Source organism: Microbacterium aurum (assembly GCF_016907815.1).
Lineage (GTDB): Bacteria > Actinomycetota > Actinomycetes > Actinomycetales > Microbacteriaceae > Microbacterium > Microbacterium aurum.
The window spans coordinates 339,455-359,665 of the sequence record NZ_JAFBCQ010000001.1 but is presented as its reverse complement, the minus strand read 5'-3'; the positions used below and the strand labels follow the sequence as shown (position 1 = coordinate 359,665).

The following is a 20,211-nucleotide window of genomic DNA, read 5'->3' as shown; positions in this document are numbered from 1 at the left end:
ATCGCTGGGACGCTCGCCTGGGACGGCTCGCCTGCGGCTATCGCGTCTCGTCGCGCAGCCGCGCCGCGACCTGGACGAACCGCGCGTAGTCCTCGGACGCGTCTGTGGGCGTGATGGCGCGCAGCACCACCTCGTCGACGGCATCGCGGTAGCGGGCCATGTCGTCCGCCGCAGCCTCGGGCGTGATCGCGGTGTGCTCGGGGTCGATGCCGAGGCGCTCGAAGTGCGCGGCGTACTGCGGGAACCCCGCGTACATCCGGGTCTCTTTGCGCAGCCGTGGGACGGCGGCATCCTCGAGCGCCGCGCGCACGTACAGCGCCACATGCACCGTGGGCTCCACGGCGTGCAGATCACGGGACTGGGATGCCACGGCATCCGTCGTCAGCCAGCTCGGCAGCACGCCATCGGCCTCCGTCGCCCCGAGCCGTCGCATCTTGGGGCCGAGGGCGCCGACGACCACTCGCGCGCCCTCGCGGCGAAGCTGCGCAGCGGCGTCGCGCACGAGGTCCAGTGCGCCGGTCGTGGCGCCCCCGAGCCGATCCCGACGACGAGACGCTCCCGCGGCAGGTCGCCGAGGGCAGCTGCGATCTCGCCGGCGGGGCGACGCGCCACCGGTACGACGCCCGTCGCGAGCGTGAGGTGCTGCGTCGTGCGCGCCGCCGAGGCGAGCCCCGCGAGGGAATCCGCACCGGGGGTGTCGTTCACCCACAGCGCGTGGAAGCCGTGCGCCTCGACGACGGGCGCGATCTGCGCGATCTTCTCCGCACCGAGCGAGCCGGCGACGCCGATGGACAGGAGTGCGTGGGACATACTCCCCCGTTACTTTCTTCGTGACCCGCTCGGCGGCCATGCTGGGCGGTGACGGCCTGCCGGGCCCGGCATGATTGCTGCCCCCTGTCCCTTGATGATCTGGGGGGTGTTGTCACCGGGCCTGGTTGGCGGTGTGTGATCGCTGATAGGGGCTGGACCCGAGCATGCTCGAGGCCGTTCGTAACGTGGATGCCGAGACGCGCCGCCGCGGACGCCGTCACGAGTGAAGCGGAGGACGAAGTGGTCACCAGCATCGACAGATACGACGAGGTCGACGTGTTCGTTGGGCTCGACGTCGGCAAGGGCGAGCATCACGCGGTCGCGCTCGACCGGGAAGCCAAGCGACTATTCGACCGAGCACTCCCGAACGACGAGCGCCAATTGCGGGCGGTGATCGACCAGCTCGCCTCGCATGGCGTGGTGCTGCTGGTCGTAGATCAACCCGCGACGATCGGTGCACTCCCGGTCGCGGTCGCGCAAGCCGCAGGTGCTCTCGTTGGTTACCTGCCGGGGTTGGCGATGCGGCGCATCGCGGATCTGCATCCCGGTGAGGCGAAGACCGACGCGAGAGACGCGGCGATCATCGCCGAAACGGCCCGCACCATGCCGCACACGCTCCGGTCGATCCAGGTAGCCGACGAGAAGGTCGCGGAGCTGAGCATGCTCTGCGGGTTCGACGACGACCTCGCCGGTCAGATCGTCCAGGTCTCCAACCGGATCAGGGGTCTGCTCACCCAAATCCACCCGGCGCTGGAACGCGTGCTCGGGCCGCGGCTGGATCACCCCGCGATCCTGGACCTGCTGCAGCGCTACCCGTCGCCGGCGGCGATGAAGACTGCGGGTGAGAAGCGGCTAGGGAACCGGCTGCTGAAGAACGCGCCCCGCAAAGGTCGTGTCTGGGCGGCAGAGATCATGACCGCGCTCGGCGAGCAGACCGTCGTGGTGACCGGCACCGACGCCGCCGCGCTGGTGCTCCCCAGGCTCGCAGAGCAGCTCCAGGCGTTGCGACGGCAGCGTGATGAGATCGCCATCGAGGTCGAGAAGATCGTCGACGCTCACCCTCTTCAACCGGTCCTGACGAGCATGCCCGGAGTCGGCGTCAGGACCGCAGCCCGGCTCCTCACCGAAGTCACCACCAAGACCTTCGCCACTGCCGGGCACCTCGCCGCCTACGCCGGCCTCGCACCCGTGACCCGACGATCCGGCACCTCGATCCGCGGCGAGCATCCCTCCCGGCGCGGGAACAAGATCCTGAAACGGACCATGTTCCTCTCCGCGTTCGCCGCACTCCGAGACCCCGAATCACGCGCCTACTACGACCGCAAGATCGCCCAAGGCAAACGCCACAACCAGGCCCTCATCGCCCTAGCTCGACGCCGCTCCGACGTCCTCTACGCCATGCTCCGCGACGGCACCCTCTACCAACCGCGACCAGCCCAACCCGCCCTCGCCGCTTGACAGAGGACATAGGGGCACCCCCCTCTCGCATCGGGAAAGGATGCGGGGTCTCGATGCCTCAGCAGTAGACGAGGACGAGGCTGCCGCCTCCGCCGGGCGAGGGGCGGTAGCGCGAGCAGAGGCGCGATCCCTTCGATCCGCCGCCGCTGTTGCCCTCGCGGTTCGCATTCTGCCGGCGCTCCGCCTCGGCGCGGGCGGCCGCTTCAGCCGCTTCCCGTTGCACGACGGCCTCGTGCTCGGCCTGTGCGGCTCGCGCGGCCTCGACATACGCGGCGAGGCCGTCGAGGATGCGAGCGGCGTCTTCCGTCGATGCGATCTCCTGCGCCTGGTGAGCCGCGGTCACCGCGACGTTCGAAGCATCCGGCGCCTTCGGCGCGTGCTCGACGAGCTGTGGTGCCACTGCCGCAGCGCCTTCCGCCGCAGCGCGCAGGGTGGGAACCGTGGATTCGATGGCGCCCGTGAACTCGGCCATGCGCTGCTCCTCGGTGCGGATCAGCGCCGCGAGGTCGGCGGTCTCCTCCTCGATGGACGCCACCTCGGTGCGGGTCTCCTCGATGAGTTCGGGCGTGACGTCGCCGTCGGCGACGGCCCGGACCTTCTCCGGAACGGGCTCGGCCCCGATGACAGCCGCGGCGGCATCGATGTCCAGGGACAGGTACGACGCGGGCGCGAGCGGCTCCGGCAGCTCTTCGCCGGCTGCCTCCGCTTCCGCGCGGGCGGCCTGATCCTGCGCCTGCAGCTCGGCCACGCCCGCGACGAGCCGCTCGTGCGCCTGCGCACGCTGCTGCTCCGGCTCGGTCGCCTCGCCGATGACGGATGCCACGGCCTCGCCGGCCGCGGCGAGCTCGCCCGCGTGCTGCGCGGGCAGGATCGGCTCGGGCGTCTGGCCCAGATCGGCCAGACGCTGCGCGAGAACCCCGGTCTCGCTCTGCTGGGCCAGCGTCAGGGCCATCGCCGCCTCCAGCGTGGCCTCGGCCTGCGCGCGATCGGCGAACGCGGTGTCGCGCAGGCTCACGAGCTCGGCGTACTCGCTCACGCGCTGCGCGTGCACGATCTGCGGAACGGCGACGATCCCGCCGGCGACGAGCACCAGAGCGACACCCCCGCCGATCCACGACAGCCGGCGTCGGCCTCGCTTCTGCCCGTGTCCGTCGACGGGGGGTGTGTCGCCGGTGTCCTCGCTCATCGTGTGCTCCTGCCGATCTCTGTGAAATCGCGGCTGCGCGTCGCTCGCCGCCTCACCACTCTGTCGCCGGGAGGCCAGCCGGCGCACGAATCCCCAACAACCCCGGACACTCCTCCGGCTCGGGTTCCCGGCAGAATCGGGAGGGCCGACGATGCACACGGACGAGGAGCGACATGAGCAGGCCGCCGCTGCGGATCGAGGACGTCCCCGGGTGTCTCCGCTCTTTGAGGGCGGAGGCCGGCGACCCTTCCTATGCGGAGATCGCGCGGCGTGTCACCGCGCAGAGGAGTGGCCACGGCGTCGTCGTCTCGCGTGCGACGGTGTACGACTGCTTCCGCGAGGGGCGCCGGCGCTTCGACGTCGCCCTCGTCATCGGCATCGTCCGGGCACTGGTCACCGAGCCGACCGTGCGCAGCTGGGTTTCGGCTCTCGCCGTCCTGGGTCAGCGAACGGCAGCGGCCGCGCTCGTGGACGTCACGGCGACGGTTCCCCCGGCGACCGCTCCGTTCGTCGGCCGCACGCACGAGCTCACCCGGCTGGCCCGCCCGTCCAGCGCGCACTGGATCCACGCCATGCCCGGCGCAGGCAAGTCGACGCTCGCGCGCCAGGCCGCTCGCAACGCGATCGCGGCCGGCGCCGTGGAGGGTGCGATCATCGCCGACCTGCGCGGGCACAGTCCGGCCGGCCCGCCGGTCGACCCCGATGCGGTCACGCGGGCGGCGCTGCGGCTTCTCGGCGAGAAGAGCAACGGGCTCTCGGCATCCGCTGCTCGCCGGATGCTGCGCAGCCGCCTGCAATCGAGCAGGACGATGCTGGTGCTCGACGACGCAGCATCGCTCGAGCAGGTGCGCAGCATCCTTTCCCTGCCGTCTGGTGTCTCCGTCATCGTGACGAGCCGCGTCGTGCCCGCCGAGTCGAGGTTCCAGCCCCTGCCGCTGGCGCTGTTCGCGCCGTACGAATCGCTTGCTCTGCTCGATGCGATGGCAGGCCGGGACGCCATCGCGCAGGACCCGGCCTCGGCCGAGGTGCTGCTCGAGCTCATGGGGCATCAGCCCCTCGCCGTCAGCATCACTGCGGCGCGCGTCGCCGCTCGCGACACCTGGACCCTCGCCGACCACGTCGAGCTCGCCCGCGCGCGGCGGGCGGGCGTGCACCTGGACGAGCCGATCACGAGGTCGCTCGACCTCACCTATCAGCTGCTGCCGGACACGGCGCAGCGCCTCCTTCGCGCTCTCGCCCACCATCCTGTCGCGCTGCTGGACCGCGACAGCATCGATGCGGTCGCGGGGGACCTCGCACCGGAGACGGATGCTGCGCTGGACGTCCTCGAAACGCACAGCCTCATCGCTCGGGCAGCCTCCGGCCGTATCCACATGCACGAGCTCATCCGCGTGTACGCCGCGGACGTGGGGCTCGAGATCGACTCGCCCTCCGAGCGCCAGGCAGCGGCCGACCGACTGCGGCGGAGCGTCGTCGACCGCGCGTGGTCGGCTCACCGCACCCGCAGCCGGTCGAGGAGGGCGGTGGGCCGTGCGCCCCGAGCGGCGGTGCGCGACGCCGGGCTCTCGGAGGTGGAAGCCGAGGAGTTCCTCGCCGGATCGCTGGATCTTCTGCTCCACATCGCACTGACGGCTGACCGGCACGGCGACGGCGGGGTTGACGGCGGCGGCCGCGGCGACGGCGGTGTTGAGGGCGACATCGCCATCGTGAACCTCATCGCGGAGACGATCGACGACGCGCTGCACCGGGCGGGCCGGGGCGAAGACGCCGTCACCCTCTTCCGCGAGGCTTTGCGGGTCGCCCGACTCCGCACCGACGCGGAAGGCGAGCTGCGCGCGCTCGTCGATCTCGGCGCGACGCTGACCCTGATGGGTCGCGCCGCCGAGGCCGAGGCGGTCCTCTCGAGCATCGACGAAGAGGCGGAAGGGTGGTGGTCGGAGGCGCCACTCGCCCACAACGCGCGGGGAACCAGCCGCCTGCTGCAGGGCCGGTTCGACGAGGCGCGTTCCGCGCTCGAAGCGGGGCTGGCCGCGGCATCCCGTCTCGGTGATCGGTGGCGGGAAGGGCTGCTGTGGAACAGCATCGCGCTGCTGCACCTGCACACGGGCGACCTCGCGGCGTGCCGCATTGCACTCGAGCGATCGATCGACATCAGCACGGAGTGCGGTGACCTCTCGGCCGCGGCCCGCGGCCGGGTCAATCTGGCCAAGCTGCTTCACGACCAGGGCGACCACGCCGCCGCCGAGACCGAGGCGCGCACCGCGCTGTCCGAGATGGAGGCCCTCGGGTATGTGCCCGGCATCGCCGTGGCGTACTCGAATCTGTCGGCCGCGGTGTGCGCCTTGGGCAGGTTCGCCGAAAGCGCCACCCTCGCCGAGCGCGGCCGAGCGGTGGCACGGGATGCCGGCATGCGGCAGACGGAGCTCGAGCTCCTGCGCACCTCAGGCCGCAGCCGGCTGGGCGAGGGGCGCGTCGACGACGCCCGCGGGGCGTTCGAGCTCGCACGCGATCTCGCCGACGCGCTCGGCGATCGCCTGGCCGCCGCAGCGTGCGCCGAGGACCTCGGCGATTGCGCGCACGCGGCGCGCGATCGTGCCGAGGCGCGTAGCCGGTGGGAGCAGGCGGTGGAGGGATACCGGGCGGTGTCGTCGCCGGATGCCGCGGACGTCGAGGGCAAACTCGCCGCCCTCCTCGGCCGCCGGGGTGGCGGCGATGAGGCGGCCCTCACCGTGCCGTCGCCGGACGGGGTGGGTCGCGAAAAGCCCGGCCGGTGACGGCGACACGCCGAGATCCCGGCCCCTCGCCCGGCGCGTCGCACGACGCGCCGGGCTTTCCGCCGACGCGTGTACCGTCAATGTCAGACAAGTATCGAATTTGACTGATCAGCGATCGTGCCGAAGGCCGGGTACCCGGATGGACAATCGGGCGGCCGTGAGCGCTCCTCAGATCGACGGCGTGGTGTTCGACTGCGACGGCGTGCTCGTCGACAGCGAGAGCCTCTCGACGCAGGTCACACAGAAGATCGTCGCGGATCTGGGCTGGCACGTCGAACTCGACGTGCTCGGCGACCTTCTGACCGGCTGCTCCCACGAGTTCTACGTGGAGCAGGTCGAGAAGAACATCGGCCGCACGCTCGAGCCCGGTTGGGATGATCCGTATCGAGGCTGGCTCGAGCGCGCGCTGCGGGCCGAGCTGACGGCGGTGCCCGGCATCCATCGTGCTGTCGCCGACATCGACCTGCGCACTGCGGTGGCTTCCAACAGCAGGCACGAGCACGCGCTCGCGCGCTGTCTGTGCAACCTGCTGAGTGGACTTGCGCAGATTCCACGCAAGTTTGTCCGCGACGTCCTTCGCTCCGCCCTTGTCACCCTCCTCGAGCTTCTGTTGGAGGACGTTCACGAGAGGTTTGAGCTGTTCCTTCGTCAGGAGAAGATCGTCCGCGGAGAACGGGGTGCCCACCAGCTTCTGGAGCTCGCCGATCTGAACCTCGATGGTCGGCAGTGCGCTCGCAACGAGACGGAGGGTGATGCGGCTGTCGTCGGCCCCGATGGTCTGCTGTGTCAGTGCGTGCGTGACACTTGATAGCGACTGGCCGAGATTCATGCTGATCGACCGGATGTGGTCCTTCAACTGTTCGCGAGCTTCGTTCCGGCCGAGGTTCTTCGACACGGCGTGCGAGATGACGACAGGACCAAACGCCGTGAGGATGCCGCCCAGAATCAAGTAAAGACTGCGGTTGTCGGCCTCCGTGCAAGGACCCCGAGAACGATTGACAGCCACGGCACATCCGTCGCGTTCCGCTTCCACCACTCGACAACCTTCGCCAAGTTTCACTCCCGTTCGTCCGACGCCAACGCCGCACGCACCGTGTTCCTCGCGACGCCGAGCCTACGCACGATCGCTTTGATCGGCATGCCCTCGGCCTTATGCAACCGGCGGATCTCCGCCCAATCTTCCACTGAGATCACCCTCCAAGAGTGTCGGAGGGGTCAACATTCAAACGTCACCTCGGGGTCTGTCGGTGGCCATGGAAAACTGCCCGTAGGCGGTCACGAGACCTGCCCGTAGGTGGCCAGGAGAACTGCCCGTTGGTGGCCATGAGTTCTGCCCACGTCTGATGGTTCCGCCCCGCGCGTCGTCGCGATGGTGGGGCCCCTTCCCGGTTCGATGACGGGTGCTTAGGTCGTCGTCGCCCGGGAAGGGGCTGTGTTGAAGTCTGACGGAGAAGTCATGGAGATTCTGGAAGCGTTCGATGCGACGGGGTCGTATCGGGCTGCGGGGCAGCTCGCGGGTTGCTCTCATCACACGGTCGCCGCGTATGTCGCGGCGCGGGACGCGGGCCGGCCTGTCGGCGCTGCGGCGCGCAGGCCGCGCGTCATCGACGAGTTCCTGCCGAAGGTCGAGGAGTTGGTCGAGAAGACGAAGGGCAAGGTTCGGGCCGACAAGGTCCACGAGGTGCTGACCTCGATCGGGTTCGAAGGGTCGGAGCGGTCGACCAGGCGGGCGGTCGCTGCGGTGAAGGCGTCGTGGCGGGCGGGGAACCGTCGGGTGCATCGGCCGTGGGTCACCGAGCCGGGGCTGTGGTTGCAGTACGACTTCGGCGACGGGCCCGTGGTCGGCGGGGTGAAGACGGTGCTGTTCGTCGCCTGGCTCGCGTTCAGTCGGTTCCGGGTGGTGATCCCGATCCGCGACAAGACCCTCCCGAGCGTGTTCGCCGCGTTGGATCGGACGTTCCGGGCGGTCGGGGGCGCGCCGACGTATGTCCTCACCGACAACGAGAAGACGGTCACCACGATGCATATCGCGGGGGTCCCGGTCCGCAACGCGCAGACGGTGTCGTTCGCCGCGCATTACGGGGTCACGGTGCTGACCTGTCAGCCCGCGGACCCGGCCTCGAAGGGTGGCGCGGAAGCGTCGGTGAAGCTCGCGAAAGCGGACCTGGTGCCCACCGATGCGAACCTCCGCGACCAGTACGCCTCATTCGGCGAACTCGAGGCGGCCTGCGACGCGTTCATGGACGACGTCAACGGGCGAGAGCACCGGGTGACCAAGCGGCGCCCGGTCGAGGTGCTCGCTGAGGAGCAGCAGCGGCTGCACCCGGTCCCGGGTCGTGCTCACACCATCGCGTTCGGAGTGTCCCGGCGGGTCGGGGAGAACACGCCGATGGTCGCGTTCGAGAACGGGCAGTATTCCGTCCCGCACCTGCTGATGGGCGCGGAGGTGTTCGTCCGTGTCCAGGGCGCCGCTGACTCCGAGCGGGTCGTGATCGTCCACCACGGCATCGACGGGCCCGTCGAGGTCGCCCGACACGACCGCGCCCGCCCCGGGACCCCCAGGATCGACGACGCCCACTTCCCCGCCCAGCCGGGGTGAAGGTTCCCGGCGACTACACGATCAAGGCCCGCAGCACCGAGGAGGCGGAGTTCCTCGGTATCGGTCACGGCGCCGCGGCCTGGCTGCTCGAGGCCGCAGCGGCCGGGACGCAGCGGATGAACCAGAAGATGCGGGAAGCCGTCCAGCTCGCCCGGATCCACGGGATCGAGGTCGTCGACGAAACCCTCGGCACCGCAGCCGCGTATGGCCGGTTCGATACCGGTGATCTCACGTCGATCCTCGGCAGCCGGATCACCGCGACGCCGGCGAGGGCGGCGTCGGAGACCCGGTCGCTCGCGCAGGGCACGTCCGGGTGGGCCGCGATCGGCCAGCCGCGGGGTGTGATCGTCCCCGTCGTCGAGATCATCGCGACGGACGAGGAGGACGAGCTGTGAGCGTCGCGACCCCTGCCGCCCCGCCGATCCCGGCCGAGTTGGAGCAGACCATGCGGCAGCTGAAGATGCCCTACGCCCGCGGCATCGCACCCGACGTGTTCGCGACCGCAAGGGCACAACGCTGGGAACCCGCGGAGGTTGTCAAAGCACTCCTCGACGCCGAGATCGCCGGCCGGTCCCGGTCCATGCTCGCCGCCCGCCGCAAGGCCGCCGGGTTCCCCACCGGGAAGACCTTCGACTCCTGGGACCAGTCCCTGTCGACGATCCCGGCGCCGACCCAGCAGGCGTTGCGGACCCTGGAATGGGTGCACCGGCGGGAGAACCTCGTGATCTGCGGGCCCGCCGGGACAGGGAAGACGTTCTTCCTCGAAGCGCTCGGCCAGCACGCCGTCGAACAAGGCCTCCGCGTCGCGTGGTTCCGGCTCGAGGACCTCGGCGCGCTGATCCGCGCGCACCGCGTCGACGACACCGTCACCCGCACCGTCGCCCGGATCCTCCGCGCCGACCTCGTCGTCGTTGACGACATCGGTCTACTCGGCGTCGGCGACGACGCCGCGGAAGGCCTCTACCGGCTCGTCGACGCCGCCTACGAGAAACGATCGATCGCGATCAGCTCGAACCTGCACCCCTCCGGGTTCGACGAGCTCATGCCCAAGACCCTCGCGACCGCGACCGTCGACCGGCTCCTCCACCATGCCCACCTCGCGCAGACCACCGGCGAGTCCATCCGCCTCGCGCAGGCCCTCGCCGGCACGGGGGTGACCCCCATGACCTGACCCGGCGGGACTGCCTCACGCGGCCAGGGCCACCACAACCCGGTGGGCAGAACTCCTGGCCGCGAATGGGCAGTTCCACTGGCCACCAGCGGGCACTTCCGCTGGCCGCCTATGGGCAATTCCTACTGGCCGTTGACAGGGTCAGTATTCACCCGTCGTCGACATCTTCGGATTGCCGAGGTCGGTGCCGCCGATTTCACGTACTGGTTGTTCGACTCGACGTGGCTGCGCATCCCGTACCAGGCCCGCCCAAGAGGCTGCCAGCGACGCGACATCGGAGACCTTTCTGGTTCTGTGGCGCCGGTGACGTCCCGCTGGTTGGTGGAGTTTCTCGACACCGTGCGGGTCAGCTTCTGTGATTATGCCGCAGCGAGTTCGGGGATCGCGACCTCCTCTGCTTCGACTTGCAGGAGCTTCATGGAGTGTTCGCTGAAGTAGCGGCGGTCGGCGCCGTCCCATTCGTCGTGTTGCTCGATGAGGACGTGCCCGGCCAGGCGCAGTAGCGCGGCGGGGTTGGGGAAGGTTCCGACGACGTCGGTGCGGCGTTTGATCTCCTTGTTGACGCGTTCGAGCGGGTTCGTGGACCAGATCTGCCGCCAGTGCTGCTGCGGGAATCCGCAGAACGCGAGGATGTCGTTCTTGGCGTCCTCGAGCATGTCCGCGACCTTCGGATGCGACCTGGCGAGCATGCGGACGACCTCGTGGAACTGCGCGAACACGTGCTCCGTGTCCGGCTGCGCGAAGATCGTGCGGATGATCGACGGGGGGTATCAGATGGTCTGTGTAAGGGGTGAGGTTCATCTCGAAGGAGAACATCATGGAGACCATGGCTATCAGTCCGGAGCGCGAGGAGCGTCGTCGCCGGCAGAAGGAGCTCGCTGACCGGCTCAAGGCGTCGGGCGCGATGGACGAGATCTTCGCTCAGATCGACGCCGGCGAGCCCCTCACGGGCGAGCACGGCCTGATCGGTGGAATGCTCAAGGCCGCGCTGGAGCGCGGGTTGGAGACGGAGCTGACCGAGCACGTCGGCTACGAGCGCGGCGACGCGGAGGCCTCGTTGCACCCGAACTCCCGCAACGGCACGAGCGCGAAGACGGTCGCGACCGAGATCGGAGACATCGAGCTGGCCGTCCCGCGGGACCGGGCTGGGACGTTCACCCCGATGCTGGTCCCGAAAGGGCAGCGCCGGCTGGACGGCCTCGATGGGATGATCATCTCGCTGTACGCGGGCGGGATGACCGTCCGCGACATCCAGCACCACCTCGCCTCGACGCTGGGCACGGACCTCTCGCACGAGACGATCTCGAAGATCACCGACCAGGTCGCAGACGAGGTCCTGGCCTGGCAGACCCGTCCGCTGGACGCGCTGTATCCGGTGATCTACCTGGACGCGATCGTGGTGAAGGTCCGCGACGGCGGCCACGTGCGGAACAAGGCCGCGCATATCGCCGTCGGTGTCGACATGGACGGCATCAAGCACGTCCTGGGAATCTGGGTGCAAGCGGTCGAGGGTGCGAAGTTCTGGGCGGCCGTGTGCGCCGAACTCGCCAACCGCGGCGTCCGCGACGTGCTCATCGTCTGCACCGACGGGCTGACCGGGTTCCCCGAAGCGATCGAGGCCACCTGGCCGCAAGCGACCGTGCAGACCTGCGTCGTGCACCTCATCAGGGCAGCGATGCGGTTCGTGAACTACAAGGACCGCAAAGCCGTGGCCGCAGCGCTCAAGCCGATCTACCAGGCGGTGAACGAGGACGCCGCGCTCGAAGCGCTGACCGAGTTCGCGGACTCCGACCTCGGCAAGCGCTACCCGTCGGCGGTGAAGACGTTCCAAGACGCGTGGGACCGGTTCACGCCGTTCCTCGCGTTCCCGCCCGAGCTGCGCCGGGTGATCTACACCACCAACAGCATCGAGTCGCTGAACTACCAACTACGGAAAGTCACCAAATCCCGAGGGCATTTCCCCAACGATGCCGCCGCCGTCAAGCTGCTCTGGCTGGCGATCTGCAACATCGAGGACAAACGAGCCCGAGACCGGCTCAAGGAACGAGGCAAGCCCTCCGAACAGCGCAGAGCCGAGCCCCGACTCATCGAGGGAGCCGTGACCACGAACTGGAAGAAGGCCCTCGAACAGCTCGCCCTCGCCTACCCCGACCGCATCGAACCCCACCTGTAATCAAACCGACACCAAGCCGCTTACACAAAAGTCTTGACACGCCCGATCGACGCGACCATCGGGCCAGCCGTCTTCGGGACGTTGGCGAGCACGTTCCGCATGAAATGCACTCGGCAGCGTTGCCAGGCGGAGCCGACGAACACGGTCTCGATCGCTGCGATCAGCCCGGTGTGCGCGTCGCTGATCACGAGCTTCACCCCGTCCAGCCCACGCGCCTTCAACGAGCGCAGGAACGTGGTCCAGAACGGCTGCGACTCGGTGTCTCCGACCTCGAAGCCGAGCACCTCCCGCCGCCCGTCGGCCGCGACTCCCACGGCAACGACGACCGCCTGCGAGACCACCCGCCGGCCGACCCGGGCCTTGCAATAGGTCGCGTCGAGGAACACGTACGGGTAGGCGCTGTCGGCGAGGGGCCGGTCCCGGAACGCCGCGACGTCCTCGTCGAGGTTGCCGCAGATCCGCGACACCTCCGACTTGGAGATGCCGGTGTCCGCGCCCAGCGCCTTGACGAGGTCGTCGACCTTGCGGGTCGAGACGCCGTGGACGTAGGCCTCCATCACGACCGCGAACAACGCCTGATCGACCCTCCGGCGGCGTTCCAGCAGCGACGGGAAGAAGGACCCGGCCCGCAGCTTCGGGATCCGCAGCTCCAGATCCCCGGCTGTCGTCGACAGGGTGCGGGGCCTGGAGCCGTTGCGGACCGCGACGCGGCCCTCGGTGCGCTCATACGGGGCGGCGCCGATGAACGCCGCCGCTTCCGCGTCGATCAGCTCCTGATAGAGCGTCTCGGTCGCGACTCGGATCCGGTCGGTGACATCGGTGAGTTTCAGTTCCCCGAGGAGCTCGAGGAGGGCAGACTGGTTAAGAGCCATCGTGCGTTTGTGTCTTCCTGTGAGTGACTTTGATCGGTACTCACTGACCATCGCACGATGGCTCACCAACGTCTACGACGCCGACGACCCTGCCGGAAAACCCACCACCCCAGGGGACGTCACCTGTGGCGCCGGCGGAACGATGTGCCAGCGGACCCGTCGGAAGCTGCTCCATATGCATTCGGGGTAGCGCGCCTCGTGCTCCAGAACTTTCAACGACAAGCACGCCGGAAGTTCGAGCGGCACATCCCTCTCGACGACGAGACTCCCCGCGGGGGTGACGACCCAGTCGACTCGCGCTTGGACATTGAGATTGCGCTCCGTAGATTGAAACCCGCCGACCGCGAGCTCATTACCCTCGTCCACTGGGATGGGCTTTCGATTGTCGAAGCGGGGCACTCGCTCGGGCAGACAGCGGCTGTCGCGTATCGACGCCACCGCAACGCTCTCAACGAGCTCCGGATGGTGCTGGAATCAGCTGACGAAACCACACCCGTTCTCGCGGTTCTGATGAAAAGTCCGGCGACGGAGTCTTGACGGGCTCACTTGTCAGGTGTTGAGTGCGACACGGCTCGTCAATGAGTTCTCGACCGGACCCCAGCCTTCGTTGAGTCCCGCATCCAGTCGAATCGCCCGTGGACGGACCGCTCTCCCCGGTGGCGCGGGTCGGGTGGCTCGGCCGACGGCTTGCGAGCTTAGCCGTTGTACTCCTCGTCGATGAGGTCGTCGGCATTGCCCGGGACGCACAGGGCTGAGCCGCGGATGTAGTAGTTGCCGGGGCCAGTCCCGAAGCTCAATCCCGTGACCGGTCCGCCCGTGGCGAAGACCACCGGATCGCTGGAGGTGTCGACACGGACCGTCATGCCGAGTGACCTCCAGTAGTTGGCGACGGTGTTCGCGTCGGCGAGGTGGTCGCCGTCGGGCGGGGGCGACGAGTAGCTGTACCCGTACTTGACACCGTTCCCGCCATCGCACTCTTGGATCGTGGGCGCGGAGGCGCGCTTCCACCCGGGTACGTCGAGCAGTGCGCCGGTGTCTTCGATGGTGGTGACGAGCTGGTCGCGGGCCTCGTGCGGGGTCTCTCCTGGCTGGCAGGCGGTGAGCAGGCCGCCCGTGACCGCGAGCACAGCGATGGTCACGACCCGGTTAGTAGATACCACCGCGTGCTCCTTCGATGAGTGCCCTCTGAAGCGTTGTCGGCTCAGATGGGAGCCGCTCTGTGAGCCTATCTGCGTGGCCTGTCGTCGCGTTCGCGACGTTGCGCAGAGATTCCGTCTCGTTGTCCAGGTATCCGTTGCCGGTGGGTGTGGTGGTGTCGTGGTCGGTGACGGGGGCCGCTCGGGCTCGCCTAGATGATGCGTCCGGTGGCGGGGTCGCGTTCGCTGCGCCACGGGGTCTTGTCCTTCGAGCTCCTCTTCCCCGGTCGAGAGTTCGGGTGACCCCATGAAAGTGAGGTGAGTCGTCGTTGCCCTCTCTCACGACGAATGAGACGAAAGTCGCCAGCCCAGCTCCTGCGAGTCAGTAGGCGATGCCGGTGAGGCGATCTCCTGCAATGCGCGCACGTGAGTGCGGAACGCGCTCGAGCCCTTGGCCGTCGCAGTGACCCACGTCCGGGGGCGGGTTCCGGCGTACCCCTTCGTGACCTTGACGTACCCCGCCCGCTCGAGGTGTGAGATCGCTTTGCTCAGCGTCGAATCGTCCGACTCGAGTAGCTCGCGGAGGGTGCGGAAATCGACCTCATCCCGCGTGCCGAGGGCGGCCATGAGGGAGAACCGCACCGGGGTCTGAAACGCATCGTCCAGCCGATGCCGCGGATGCACCATGCGCGGCTACTCGCCTGCAGCGGGCAACGGGAGGAGCGCCGAGATGATCATGACCACAAGGATGAACACCCCGACGGCGATCGCTGCTCCTGGGCCCACGGAGGACATGGACAGCGCCGCCGTCAACGCGAACATGGCCGATGTGGCAGCGGCGAAGAAGGCCCAGTTCACCGGACCCCAGTGATATCCGGTGCTCCGCAGGCCCCACGGGAGCCGCCAACTGATGAGCACCACACTCAGGGTCACCAACAACGTCGCGGCGGAGATGATCGGATACCAGACCACCGCCGTCGTCGCGGCGAGCAGCCCGAGCACGACCCCGATCCCCGCCGTCGCCCATCGCGCGGGGGTGGGAGGTGGTGTGTTCTCCCACCGGTCTGTGGGAGGCGTGGAACGGTCAGCGACCAGCCTTCGTAGGGGACTGATCGCCATCACCGCGAACAGAACCACCGGGGCTACCACGTTCATCCACGCCGGATACCCGACGTCGGTGATGCTGAGCCATCCGAGGATCATGACGACGGCGATGGCCGCGACCGTTCCGACGACCTGCGCGACAGACGCGCGGTTTCGGATGCCGAACCGCTCGCGAGCGCCGTTGGCCAGGGCGCTGTAGAGCAACACCGGCAACAGCATCAGGTTCGTGTACGTATATCCGCTGCTCCCCGCGGTTGACCCCGACGTCGAGAAGGCGAAAAGGAGCACCCCGGCGTACACGCTGAGCAGGACGGCGCTGCACACGAGAAACCACTGATACCCGCGCGACGGACCGCGACGCTCAAGCCGAAACCGCACCACTTCCTGCTGCTGCAGCAACTGCGCAGCTGTAGTCGCCTCGTCTCTACTTTCCATCTGGAAAGTAGATGCAAATCGGCAAACCGTTCACCAGGTGTAGCCGGCACCACCTCGGGCTCACGCTCGCGTCTAGAAGGGCGGCGGATCTTCGGCGATCCGGTATCCGCTCGGACTCGTCCAGATGATGCGCCCGGTGGCGGGGTCGCGTTCGCTATGCCACAGGGTCTCGTCTTTGATCGGGTGATGCGGGTCGTCGAGAGGCTCCCCGTTGCCGACGGAGGTCGTGCCGCCGTCCTTCCACCGTTTTCGATGGTCGTAGTCGCAGTCGTCGGCGGGTCTCGAGCAGCCCGGGAACACGCACGTCGGATGCAGGGTGTGCAGGAGTCTTCGCATATCGGCCGGCACCTTGTACATGCGGCGGTCGACGTCGACGACTGTGCCGGTGACGGGGTGCGTCAGCACCCGGATCCACGACGTCGCCGCGCCGGCGAGTTCCTTCGCGGTCTCGAGCGGAATCGGGCCGTATCCGTCGAGCGTCGCGGGCTCGTCACCCTGGCCGAGAAGCGTCAGGGCGGGGATCGTGATCCGCACGGTCGCCCGCACACGCGATGCCTTCCCCCGCGTGCCCGTCGCGCCGACGTCGATCGGCTGGGTGAGGAGCAGATCGGCGAACACGTCAGCCCGGATCTGCGCGAGGGTGCGCGTCTCATCGGCCAGGCCGTGCAGGTGCCGGGCGCGCTGCTCGAGATCGGCGTCGATCGCGTGCGCCTGCTCGGCCGGGAGCAGTGCGCTGAGCAGCGCCATCCCGTCGAAGTCGGGAGTGAGGTCGACCTGCCGATCCTTCGCGGCACGCGTGTGGCGTTCGCGGAGCGACTCGGGGTGCACGCTCTCGCGGACAGCGCGGGCGCGCACCCGGAATCGACCCGGCACCGCGGTCGTCGCCGGTGCGGCGATCGCGGCATCGAACGCCGCCCACGCCTCCGGATCGTCGGCGGGGAGCGAGCCGGCGACCTCGGCCGCGATCATCATGTTCTGCTCGGACACCTCACCGGCCAGGCACGCCGCCCACACGCCCGGGGTGCGCTCGCTGAGCGTCTGTGCGCGGTAGGCGCGGCGACGCACCTGGTGGTCGGTCAGCTGCACCCGCGCCCCGATGTCGGCGGCTGCGGAGCGGACGGCGAGGACCCGCCGATACGCCCGCACGTCCGCGTTCGACCACCCCCGCGGGTCCTGCCACAGCGGATCCACCGTCGGGTCGGGGCCTACCCACGGCACCGGATAGGCGGCCGCTGCGGCGAGGACCTCGTGGAAGAGCAGATCCTGCCGCGCCGTCGCGGCCCGCGTGGCGCGGGCGGCAGCGTCGACGCCGTTCACGAGGGCGAAGGGATCGGCCGCAGCAGGGGGTTCGTCCATTCCATCGGGCGCCACGGCGCCGTCGGGCAGCAGCCACGGATCGATGTCCGACGCCCAGGGGCCCTCCGCGCCGCACAGCGACGCTTCGGTGGCGGCACTCCAGTACGCCTCGGTGAAGGCCGGGTCGTTCCAGACCTCGGCATCCGCCGACCCGTCGTGGAAAGTGACCTTCATATCACCCACGATAAGGAGGGCCTCCGACATCGCGACGGGCGGATCAGTCGTTCACTCGGGCACGTCGGCGAAGTAGTCCGCGGCGGCACCGTCGGGGAAAAGTCGGATGGTCTCGCCGGCGTAGAGCTCTGCCGAATCACGGCGGTTGATCATCGCCAGATGAATATCCTCGATGCAAAATCGCTCACCGATGCCCGTGAAGGTGTCGCCGGGTGCAACGACGTACTCGGTGAGGTCATCGTTGGCCGTGCCGGTCGCATGCTCCTTGGCGCCGGCTGCCGGCATCGGCGCCCGCGCTCGGTCGCGTCCGCGACGTCAGATCTTCGGGCGCTCCGGTCGGTGATGTCCCGACGCACGAGACCAGCGGTGCAATGGTAGCGCTCGCCGCCCTCACGCCCGCGCGGCGATGGCCCCGGCATCCGTCCCCGCGGGAAGGTCGCCGTAGAGGGCGCCGCCGAAGGGGCGATCGCCCAGGCGCGTCGCGACGAACGCGTCGGCGACGATCGACGGCGCCGTGCGCAGCAGCAGCGACGCCTGCAGCGCGAGCGCCATCGCCGACACGAGACCGCGCGCTCGTGCCTCCGGCGCCGGATCGGCGGTCACGTCGCGCACGAGCGACCGCACACGCTCCAGATGCGCGTCGAACAGCGGGTGCGTCCCCGCCGCGAGCGCGACCTCGGCATCGAACGCCGCGAGCGCCTCCGGCTCGCGCCCCAGCGCCCGCAGCACGTCGAGCGCGATCACGTTGCCCGACCCCTCCCACACCGCCATGACCGGCTGCTCGCGATACCGCATCGCGAGCGGGAATGCTTCCGTGTACCCGTTGCCGCCCAGGCACTCCAACGCCTCGTACGCGTGACCCGGCCCGCGCTTGCAGATCCAGTACTTCGCCACCGCCGTCGCCAGGCGCGCGAAGGCGCGATCGGATGCCGTGGCATCCTCATCGTGCGCCCGCGCGAGCCGCAGGGCCGTCGCGGTCGCGGCCTCGGTCTCGAGCTGCAGATCGGCGATCACCGCCGTCATCGCCGGCTGGTCGATCAGCGTCCGGCCGAACGCCGCCCGATGGCGCGCATGCCACGCCGCCTCCGCGGTCGCCTGACGCATCCCGGCGGTCGTGCCGTAGATGCAGTCCAGCCGCGTGCGCGCCACCATGTCTATGATCGTGCGGACCCCGCGTCCCTCCTCGCCGACGAGGATGCCGACGGCATCCTCGTACTCCACCTCGCTCGAGGCGTTGGCGCGGTTGCCCAGCTTGTCCTTCAGCCGTTGGATGCGGATCGCGTTGCGCTCGCCGTCCACCAGCCGCGGCAGGAGGAAGCACGACAGGCCGCCCGGCGCCTGTGCCAGCACGAGGAACGCGTCGGACATCGGCGCCGAGCAGAACCACTTGTGCCCCGTCAGGGCATACCGCCCGCCGCCGAGCGGGCGCGCCGCCGTCGTGTTCGCGCGCACATCCGAACCGCCGTGCTTCTCCGTCATCGCCATCCCGAACAGCGCGCCGGGCTTGTCCGCCCGGAGCCGTCCGTCATAGCTGCGGCTGTACACACGCGGCAGCCACTCCTCCCCGACGTCCGGATGCTGCTGCAGCACCGGCACGACCGCGTGCGTCATCGACACCGGGCAGGCATGGCCGGGCTCGACCTGCGCGTACAGCATGAAGGTCGCCGCGCGGGCGACGTTCGCGCCGGGCCGCGGCTCGGCCCACGCCGAGGTGTGCGCGCCGTCGGCGATCGCTGCGCCGATGATGCGGTGGTAGCTCTCGTCGTACTCGACCTCGTCGATGCGGTTGCCGTACCGGTCGTGGGTCTGCAGCACCGGCTCGACGCGGTTCGCCGCGACCGCGTCGGAGTGGAAGGATGCCGCGCCCACGCGCTGTCCGGTCAGGTGCAGCTGATGATGCGCCCACCCCGCGTCGTAGCGCTCGACGCCCTCGAGGAGGGCGGTGTTCGTCGCGTACTCGTCGACGTCGACGCGCGGCGGTGCCTGGTTCACGACAGCGTGGGTGGCCATTCCCTCATCGAACCAGCCGCGTCGCGGCCCGGCAATGGCGCGGCGGCGCTCAGGCGACGCCGTGCAGCTGGCGCAGCGTGAGCTCGGCGCCGTCGGCGTCACGCGCGGCGATCTGGTCGCGCAGCCGCAGGTACGCGTCGGCGCGCGACAGCGGGCCCGCGACGAACGGCGTCCAACCGCGGAGGTTCCGCTGGATCGCGAGCGACGCCTCGCGGATGAAGCCGATGAACACCGAGTTCCCGCTGGCCCGCGTGATGGTGATGAACATGTTCGTGGAGTTCTCGAACAGCGCGAGGCCGTCCTTGCGCAGAGCGCTGTCGACCACGGCATCCGCCCGCTGGAGGATCTCGGCCAGCTGCGCGTCGTCGGCGTGCTGCAGGGCGAGCCGCAGCGCGTTGCCCATGAAGTACGCCGTGAACACGCCGGTCTCGTCGCGCACCCGCTCGTCGGGCGCCGACACCCGCGTGTACCGACCGACGGCGATCTCCACCAGTCCGAACCGCTCCAGGCGCTGCAGTGCCTCGCGCACCGGCGTGCGGGAGACCCCGAGCTGCGCGGCGAGGTCGACGTCGCGCAGGCGCTGCCCCGGGCTGAGGGTGCCGTCGAGGATGGCGGCGCCGATGCGGGCGTAGACCTCGTCGCCGAGGATGGTGCCGCTGCGGAGATCGATCGGGGCGAGGGGCGCGGACATGGCGCACTCAGTGTATGTTGCGCTCCTATGGAACCGGGATCCGTCGATGATGAGACGGCGTTCCGCGCCGACGATTCTGGGCGTTTTCTCGGATGCCGCCCCCTGCCGGCGGGTCTGATATATCGGTACAGTGTGCTCAGTCACGCTTCGCGTGGCCTATCCGGGGGGATCCGTCGACGCCCGGGCGACGCGCATCGCGCGAGCCCGGGCGTCGAATGGTTCACCGGAGCGTCGTGCAACGTTTGTGTCACCATCTGACGTC

The 20,211-nt window shown here is 69.2% G+C and carries 16 protein-coding genes and 4 pseudogenes; 7 read left to right on the top strand and 13 right to left on the bottom strand.

Features of this window, described 5'->3' with window-relative positions; translation table 11 throughout:
• Nucleotides 1–37: 37 nt before the first annotated feature.
• The gene (locus tag JOD60_RS01730) at nucleotides 38–400 is read right to left on the bottom strand and encodes a hypothetical protein (protein WP_076691944.1); all 363 of its coding nucleotides are present in this window, start codon (nucleotides 398–400) and stop codon (nucleotides 38–40) included.
• Nucleotides 382–810 (bottom strand): LLM class flavin-dependent oxidoreductase, encoded by a 429-nt coding sequence (locus tag JOD60_RS01725; protein ID WP_076691943.1) that lies wholly within the window; start codon nucleotides 808–810, stop codon nucleotides 382–384. Before JOD60_RS01725 ends, JOD60_RS01730 begins: the two co-directional genes overlap by 19 nt.
• 189 nt (nucleotides 811–999) lie before the next feature.
• Between JOD60_RS01725 and JOD60_RS01720 the strand changes: the two genes are divergently transcribed.
• The gene (locus JOD60_RS01720; RefSeq protein WP_239541894.1) at nucleotides 1,000–2,268 is read left to right on the top strand and encodes an IS110 family RNA-guided transposase; all 1,269 of its coding nucleotides are present in this window, start codon (nucleotides 1,000–1,002) and stop codon (nucleotides 2,266–2,268) included.
• A gap of 58 nt (nucleotides 2,269–2,326) precedes the next feature.
• Here JOD60_RS01720 and JOD60_RS01715 read toward each other — a convergent pair whose 3' ends face one another.
• Nucleotides 2,327–3,454 carry a hypothetical protein gene (locus JOD60_RS01715; RefSeq protein WP_076691942.1) on the bottom strand — a complete coding sequence of 376 codons (1,128 nt, stop codon included), beginning with the start codon at nucleotides 3,452–3,454 and terminating at the stop codon, nucleotides 2,327–2,329.
• 173 nt (nucleotides 3,455–3,627) lie between these two features.
• Between JOD60_RS01715 and JOD60_RS01710 the strand changes: the two genes are divergently transcribed.
• Nucleotides 3,628–6,228: a tetratricopeptide repeat protein gene (locus JOD60_RS01710; RefSeq protein WP_084202101.1), complete on the top strand. Its 2,601-nt coding sequence runs from the start codon at nucleotides 3,628–3,630 to the stop codon at nucleotides 6,226–6,228.
• 157 nt (nucleotides 6,229–6,385) lie between these two features.
• On the top strand, nucleotides 6,386–7,036 hold the full coding sequence (locus JOD60_RS01705; protein WP_157128004.1) for an HAD family hydrolase: 651 nt from the start codon (nucleotides 6,386–6,388) through the stop codon (nucleotides 7,034–7,036).
• A 260-nt stretch (nucleotides 7,037–7,296) separates the two neighbouring features.
• On the opposite strand, the pseudogene JOD60_RS01700 reads toward JOD60_RS01705, so the two are convergent.
• Nucleotides 7,297–7,422 (bottom strand): annotated as a pseudogene (locus JOD60_RS01700) (helix-turn-helix domain-containing protein); the annotation flags it as partial.
• A 241-nt stretch (nucleotides 7,423–7,663) separates the two neighbouring features.
• Here JOD60_RS01700 and istA point away from each other — a divergent pair.
• Nucleotides 7,664–9,222: pseudogene (gene istA, locus JOD60_RS01695) on the top strand (IS21 family transposase).
• The gene (gene istB, locus JOD60_RS01690; protein WP_198159083.1) at nucleotides 9,219–9,998 is read left to right on the top strand and encodes an IS21-like element helper ATPase IstB; all 780 of its coding nucleotides are present in this window, start codon (nucleotides 9,219–9,221) and stop codon (nucleotides 9,996–9,998) included. Before istA ends, istB begins: the two are co-directional and overlap by 4 nt.
• Before the next feature lie 359 nt (nucleotides 9,999–10,357).
• On the opposite strand, the pseudogene JOD60_RS01685 reads toward istB, so the two are convergent.
• Nucleotides 10,358–10,753 (bottom strand): annotated as a pseudogene (locus JOD60_RS01685) (transposase); the annotation flags it as partial.
• A gap of 71 nt (nucleotides 10,754–10,824) precedes the next feature.
• Between JOD60_RS01685 and JOD60_RS01680 the strand changes: the two are divergent.
• Nucleotides 10,825–12,171, top strand: a complete 1,347-nt coding sequence (locus JOD60_RS01680) for an IS256 family transposase (RefSeq protein ID WP_372431321.1) — start codon at nucleotides 10,825–10,827, stop codon at nucleotides 12,169–12,171.
• A 38-nt stretch (nucleotides 12,172–12,209) separates the two neighbouring features.
• Here JOD60_RS01680 and JOD60_RS01675 read toward each other — a convergent pair.
• Nucleotides 12,210–13,043: pseudogene (locus JOD60_RS01675) on the bottom strand (IS256 family transposase); the annotation flags it as partial.
• 198 nt (nucleotides 13,044–13,241) lie between these two features.
• Here JOD60_RS01675 and JOD60_RS01670 point away from each other — a divergent pair.
• Nucleotides 13,242–13,580 (top strand): RNA polymerase sigma factor, encoded by a 339-nt coding sequence (locus JOD60_RS01670; RefSeq protein ID WP_076691939.1) that lies wholly within the window; start codon nucleotides 13,242–13,244, stop codon nucleotides 13,578–13,580.
• Nucleotides 13,581–13,738: 158 nt separating this feature from the next.
• On the opposite strand, the gene JOD60_RS01665 is transcribed toward JOD60_RS01670, so the two are convergent.
• The 7 genes from JOD60_RS01665 to JOD60_RS01635 all read right to left on the bottom strand — a co-directional run bounded on the left by JOD60_RS01665 (nucleotide 13,739) and on the right by JOD60_RS01635 (nucleotide 19,949).
• Entirely contained in the window at nucleotides 13,739–14,182 is a 444-nt protein-coding gene (locus tag JOD60_RS01665) for a hypothetical protein (protein WP_076691938.1), read from the bottom strand.
• A gap of 336 nt (nucleotides 14,183–14,518) precedes the next feature.
• Nucleotides 14,519–14,866 (bottom strand): winged helix-turn-helix domain-containing protein, encoded by a 348-nt coding sequence (locus JOD60_RS01660; RefSeq protein WP_076691937.1) that lies wholly within the window; start codon nucleotides 14,864–14,866, stop codon nucleotides 14,519–14,521.
• A gap of 6 nt (nucleotides 14,867–14,872) precedes the next feature.
• Nucleotides 14,873–15,718, bottom strand: coding sequence for a hypothetical protein (locus JOD60_RS01655; protein ID WP_076691936.1), 846 nt, complete (start codon nucleotides 15,716–15,718; stop codon nucleotides 14,873–14,875).
• Nucleotides 15,719–15,790: 72 nt separating this feature from the next.
• The gene (locus JOD60_RS01650) at nucleotides 15,791–17,248 is read right to left on the bottom strand and encodes an HNH endonuclease signature motif containing protein (protein ID WP_076691935.1); all 1,458 of its coding nucleotides are present in this window, start codon (nucleotides 17,246–17,248) and stop codon (nucleotides 15,791–15,793) included.
• Nucleotides 17,249–17,299: 51 nt separating this feature from the next.
• Complete coding sequence (locus JOD60_RS01645; RefSeq protein WP_076691934.1) at nucleotides 17,300–17,533, bottom strand: LysM peptidoglycan-binding domain-containing protein; 234 nt, start codon at nucleotides 17,531–17,533, stop codon at nucleotides 17,300–17,302.
• A 105-nt stretch (nucleotides 17,534–17,638) separates the two neighbouring features.
• Complete coding sequence (locus tag JOD60_RS01640) at nucleotides 17,639–19,258, bottom strand: acyl-CoA dehydrogenase family protein (RefSeq protein ID WP_076691933.1); 1,620 nt, start codon at nucleotides 19,256–19,258, stop codon at nucleotides 17,639–17,641.
• 49 nt (nucleotides 19,259–19,307) lie between these two features.
• Nucleotides 19,308–19,949, bottom strand: coding sequence for a GntR family transcriptional regulator (locus JOD60_RS01635; RefSeq protein WP_076691932.1), 642 nt, complete (start codon nucleotides 19,947–19,949; stop codon nucleotides 19,308–19,310).
• Between the last annotated feature and the right edge of the window lie 262 nt (nucleotides 19,950–20,211).

Coding starts and splice junctions, on each gene's coding strand:
- JOD60_RS01650 (WP_076691935.1), bottom strand. CDS start 17,248: ATGAAGGTCACTTTCCACGACGGGTCGGCGGATGCCGAGGTCTGGAAC.
- JOD60_RS01725 (WP_076691943.1), bottom strand. CDS start 810: ATGTCCCACGCACTCCTGTCCATCGGCGTCGCCGGCTCGCTCGGTGCG.
- JOD60_RS01720 (WP_239541894.1), top strand. CDS start 1,000: ATGCCGAGACGCGCCGCCGCGGACGCCGTCACGAGTGAAGCGGAGGAC.
- JOD60_RS01660 (WP_076691937.1), bottom strand. CDS start 14,866: ATGGTGCATCCGCGGCATCGGCTGGACGATGCGTTTCAGACCCCGGTG.
- JOD60_RS01680 (WP_372431321.1), top strand. CDS start 10,825: ATGGCTATCAGTCCGGAGCGCGAGGAGCGTCGTCGCCGGCAGAAGGAG.
- JOD60_RS01640 (WP_076691933.1), bottom strand. CDS start 19,258: ATGGCCACCCACGCTGTCGTGAACCAGGCACCGCCGCGCGTCGACGTC.
- JOD60_RS01635 (WP_076691932.1), bottom strand. CDS start 19,949: ATGTCCGCGCCCCTCGCCCCGATCGATCTCCGCAGCGGCACCATCCTC.
- JOD60_RS01655 (WP_076691936.1), bottom strand. CDS start 15,718: ATGGAAAGTAGAGACGAGGCGACTACAGCTGCGCAGTTGCTGCAGCAG.
- JOD60_RS01710 (WP_084202101.1), top strand. CDS start 3,628: ATGAGCAGGCCGCCGCTGCGGATCGAGGACGTCCCCGGGTGTCTCCGC.
- JOD60_RS01715 (WP_076691942.1), bottom strand. CDS start 3,454: ATGAGCGAGGACACCGGCGACACACCCCCCGTCGACGGACACGGGCAG.
- JOD60_RS01645 (WP_076691934.1), bottom strand. CDS start 17,533: ATGCCGGCAGCCGGCGCCAAGGAGCATGCGACCGGCACGGCCAACGAT.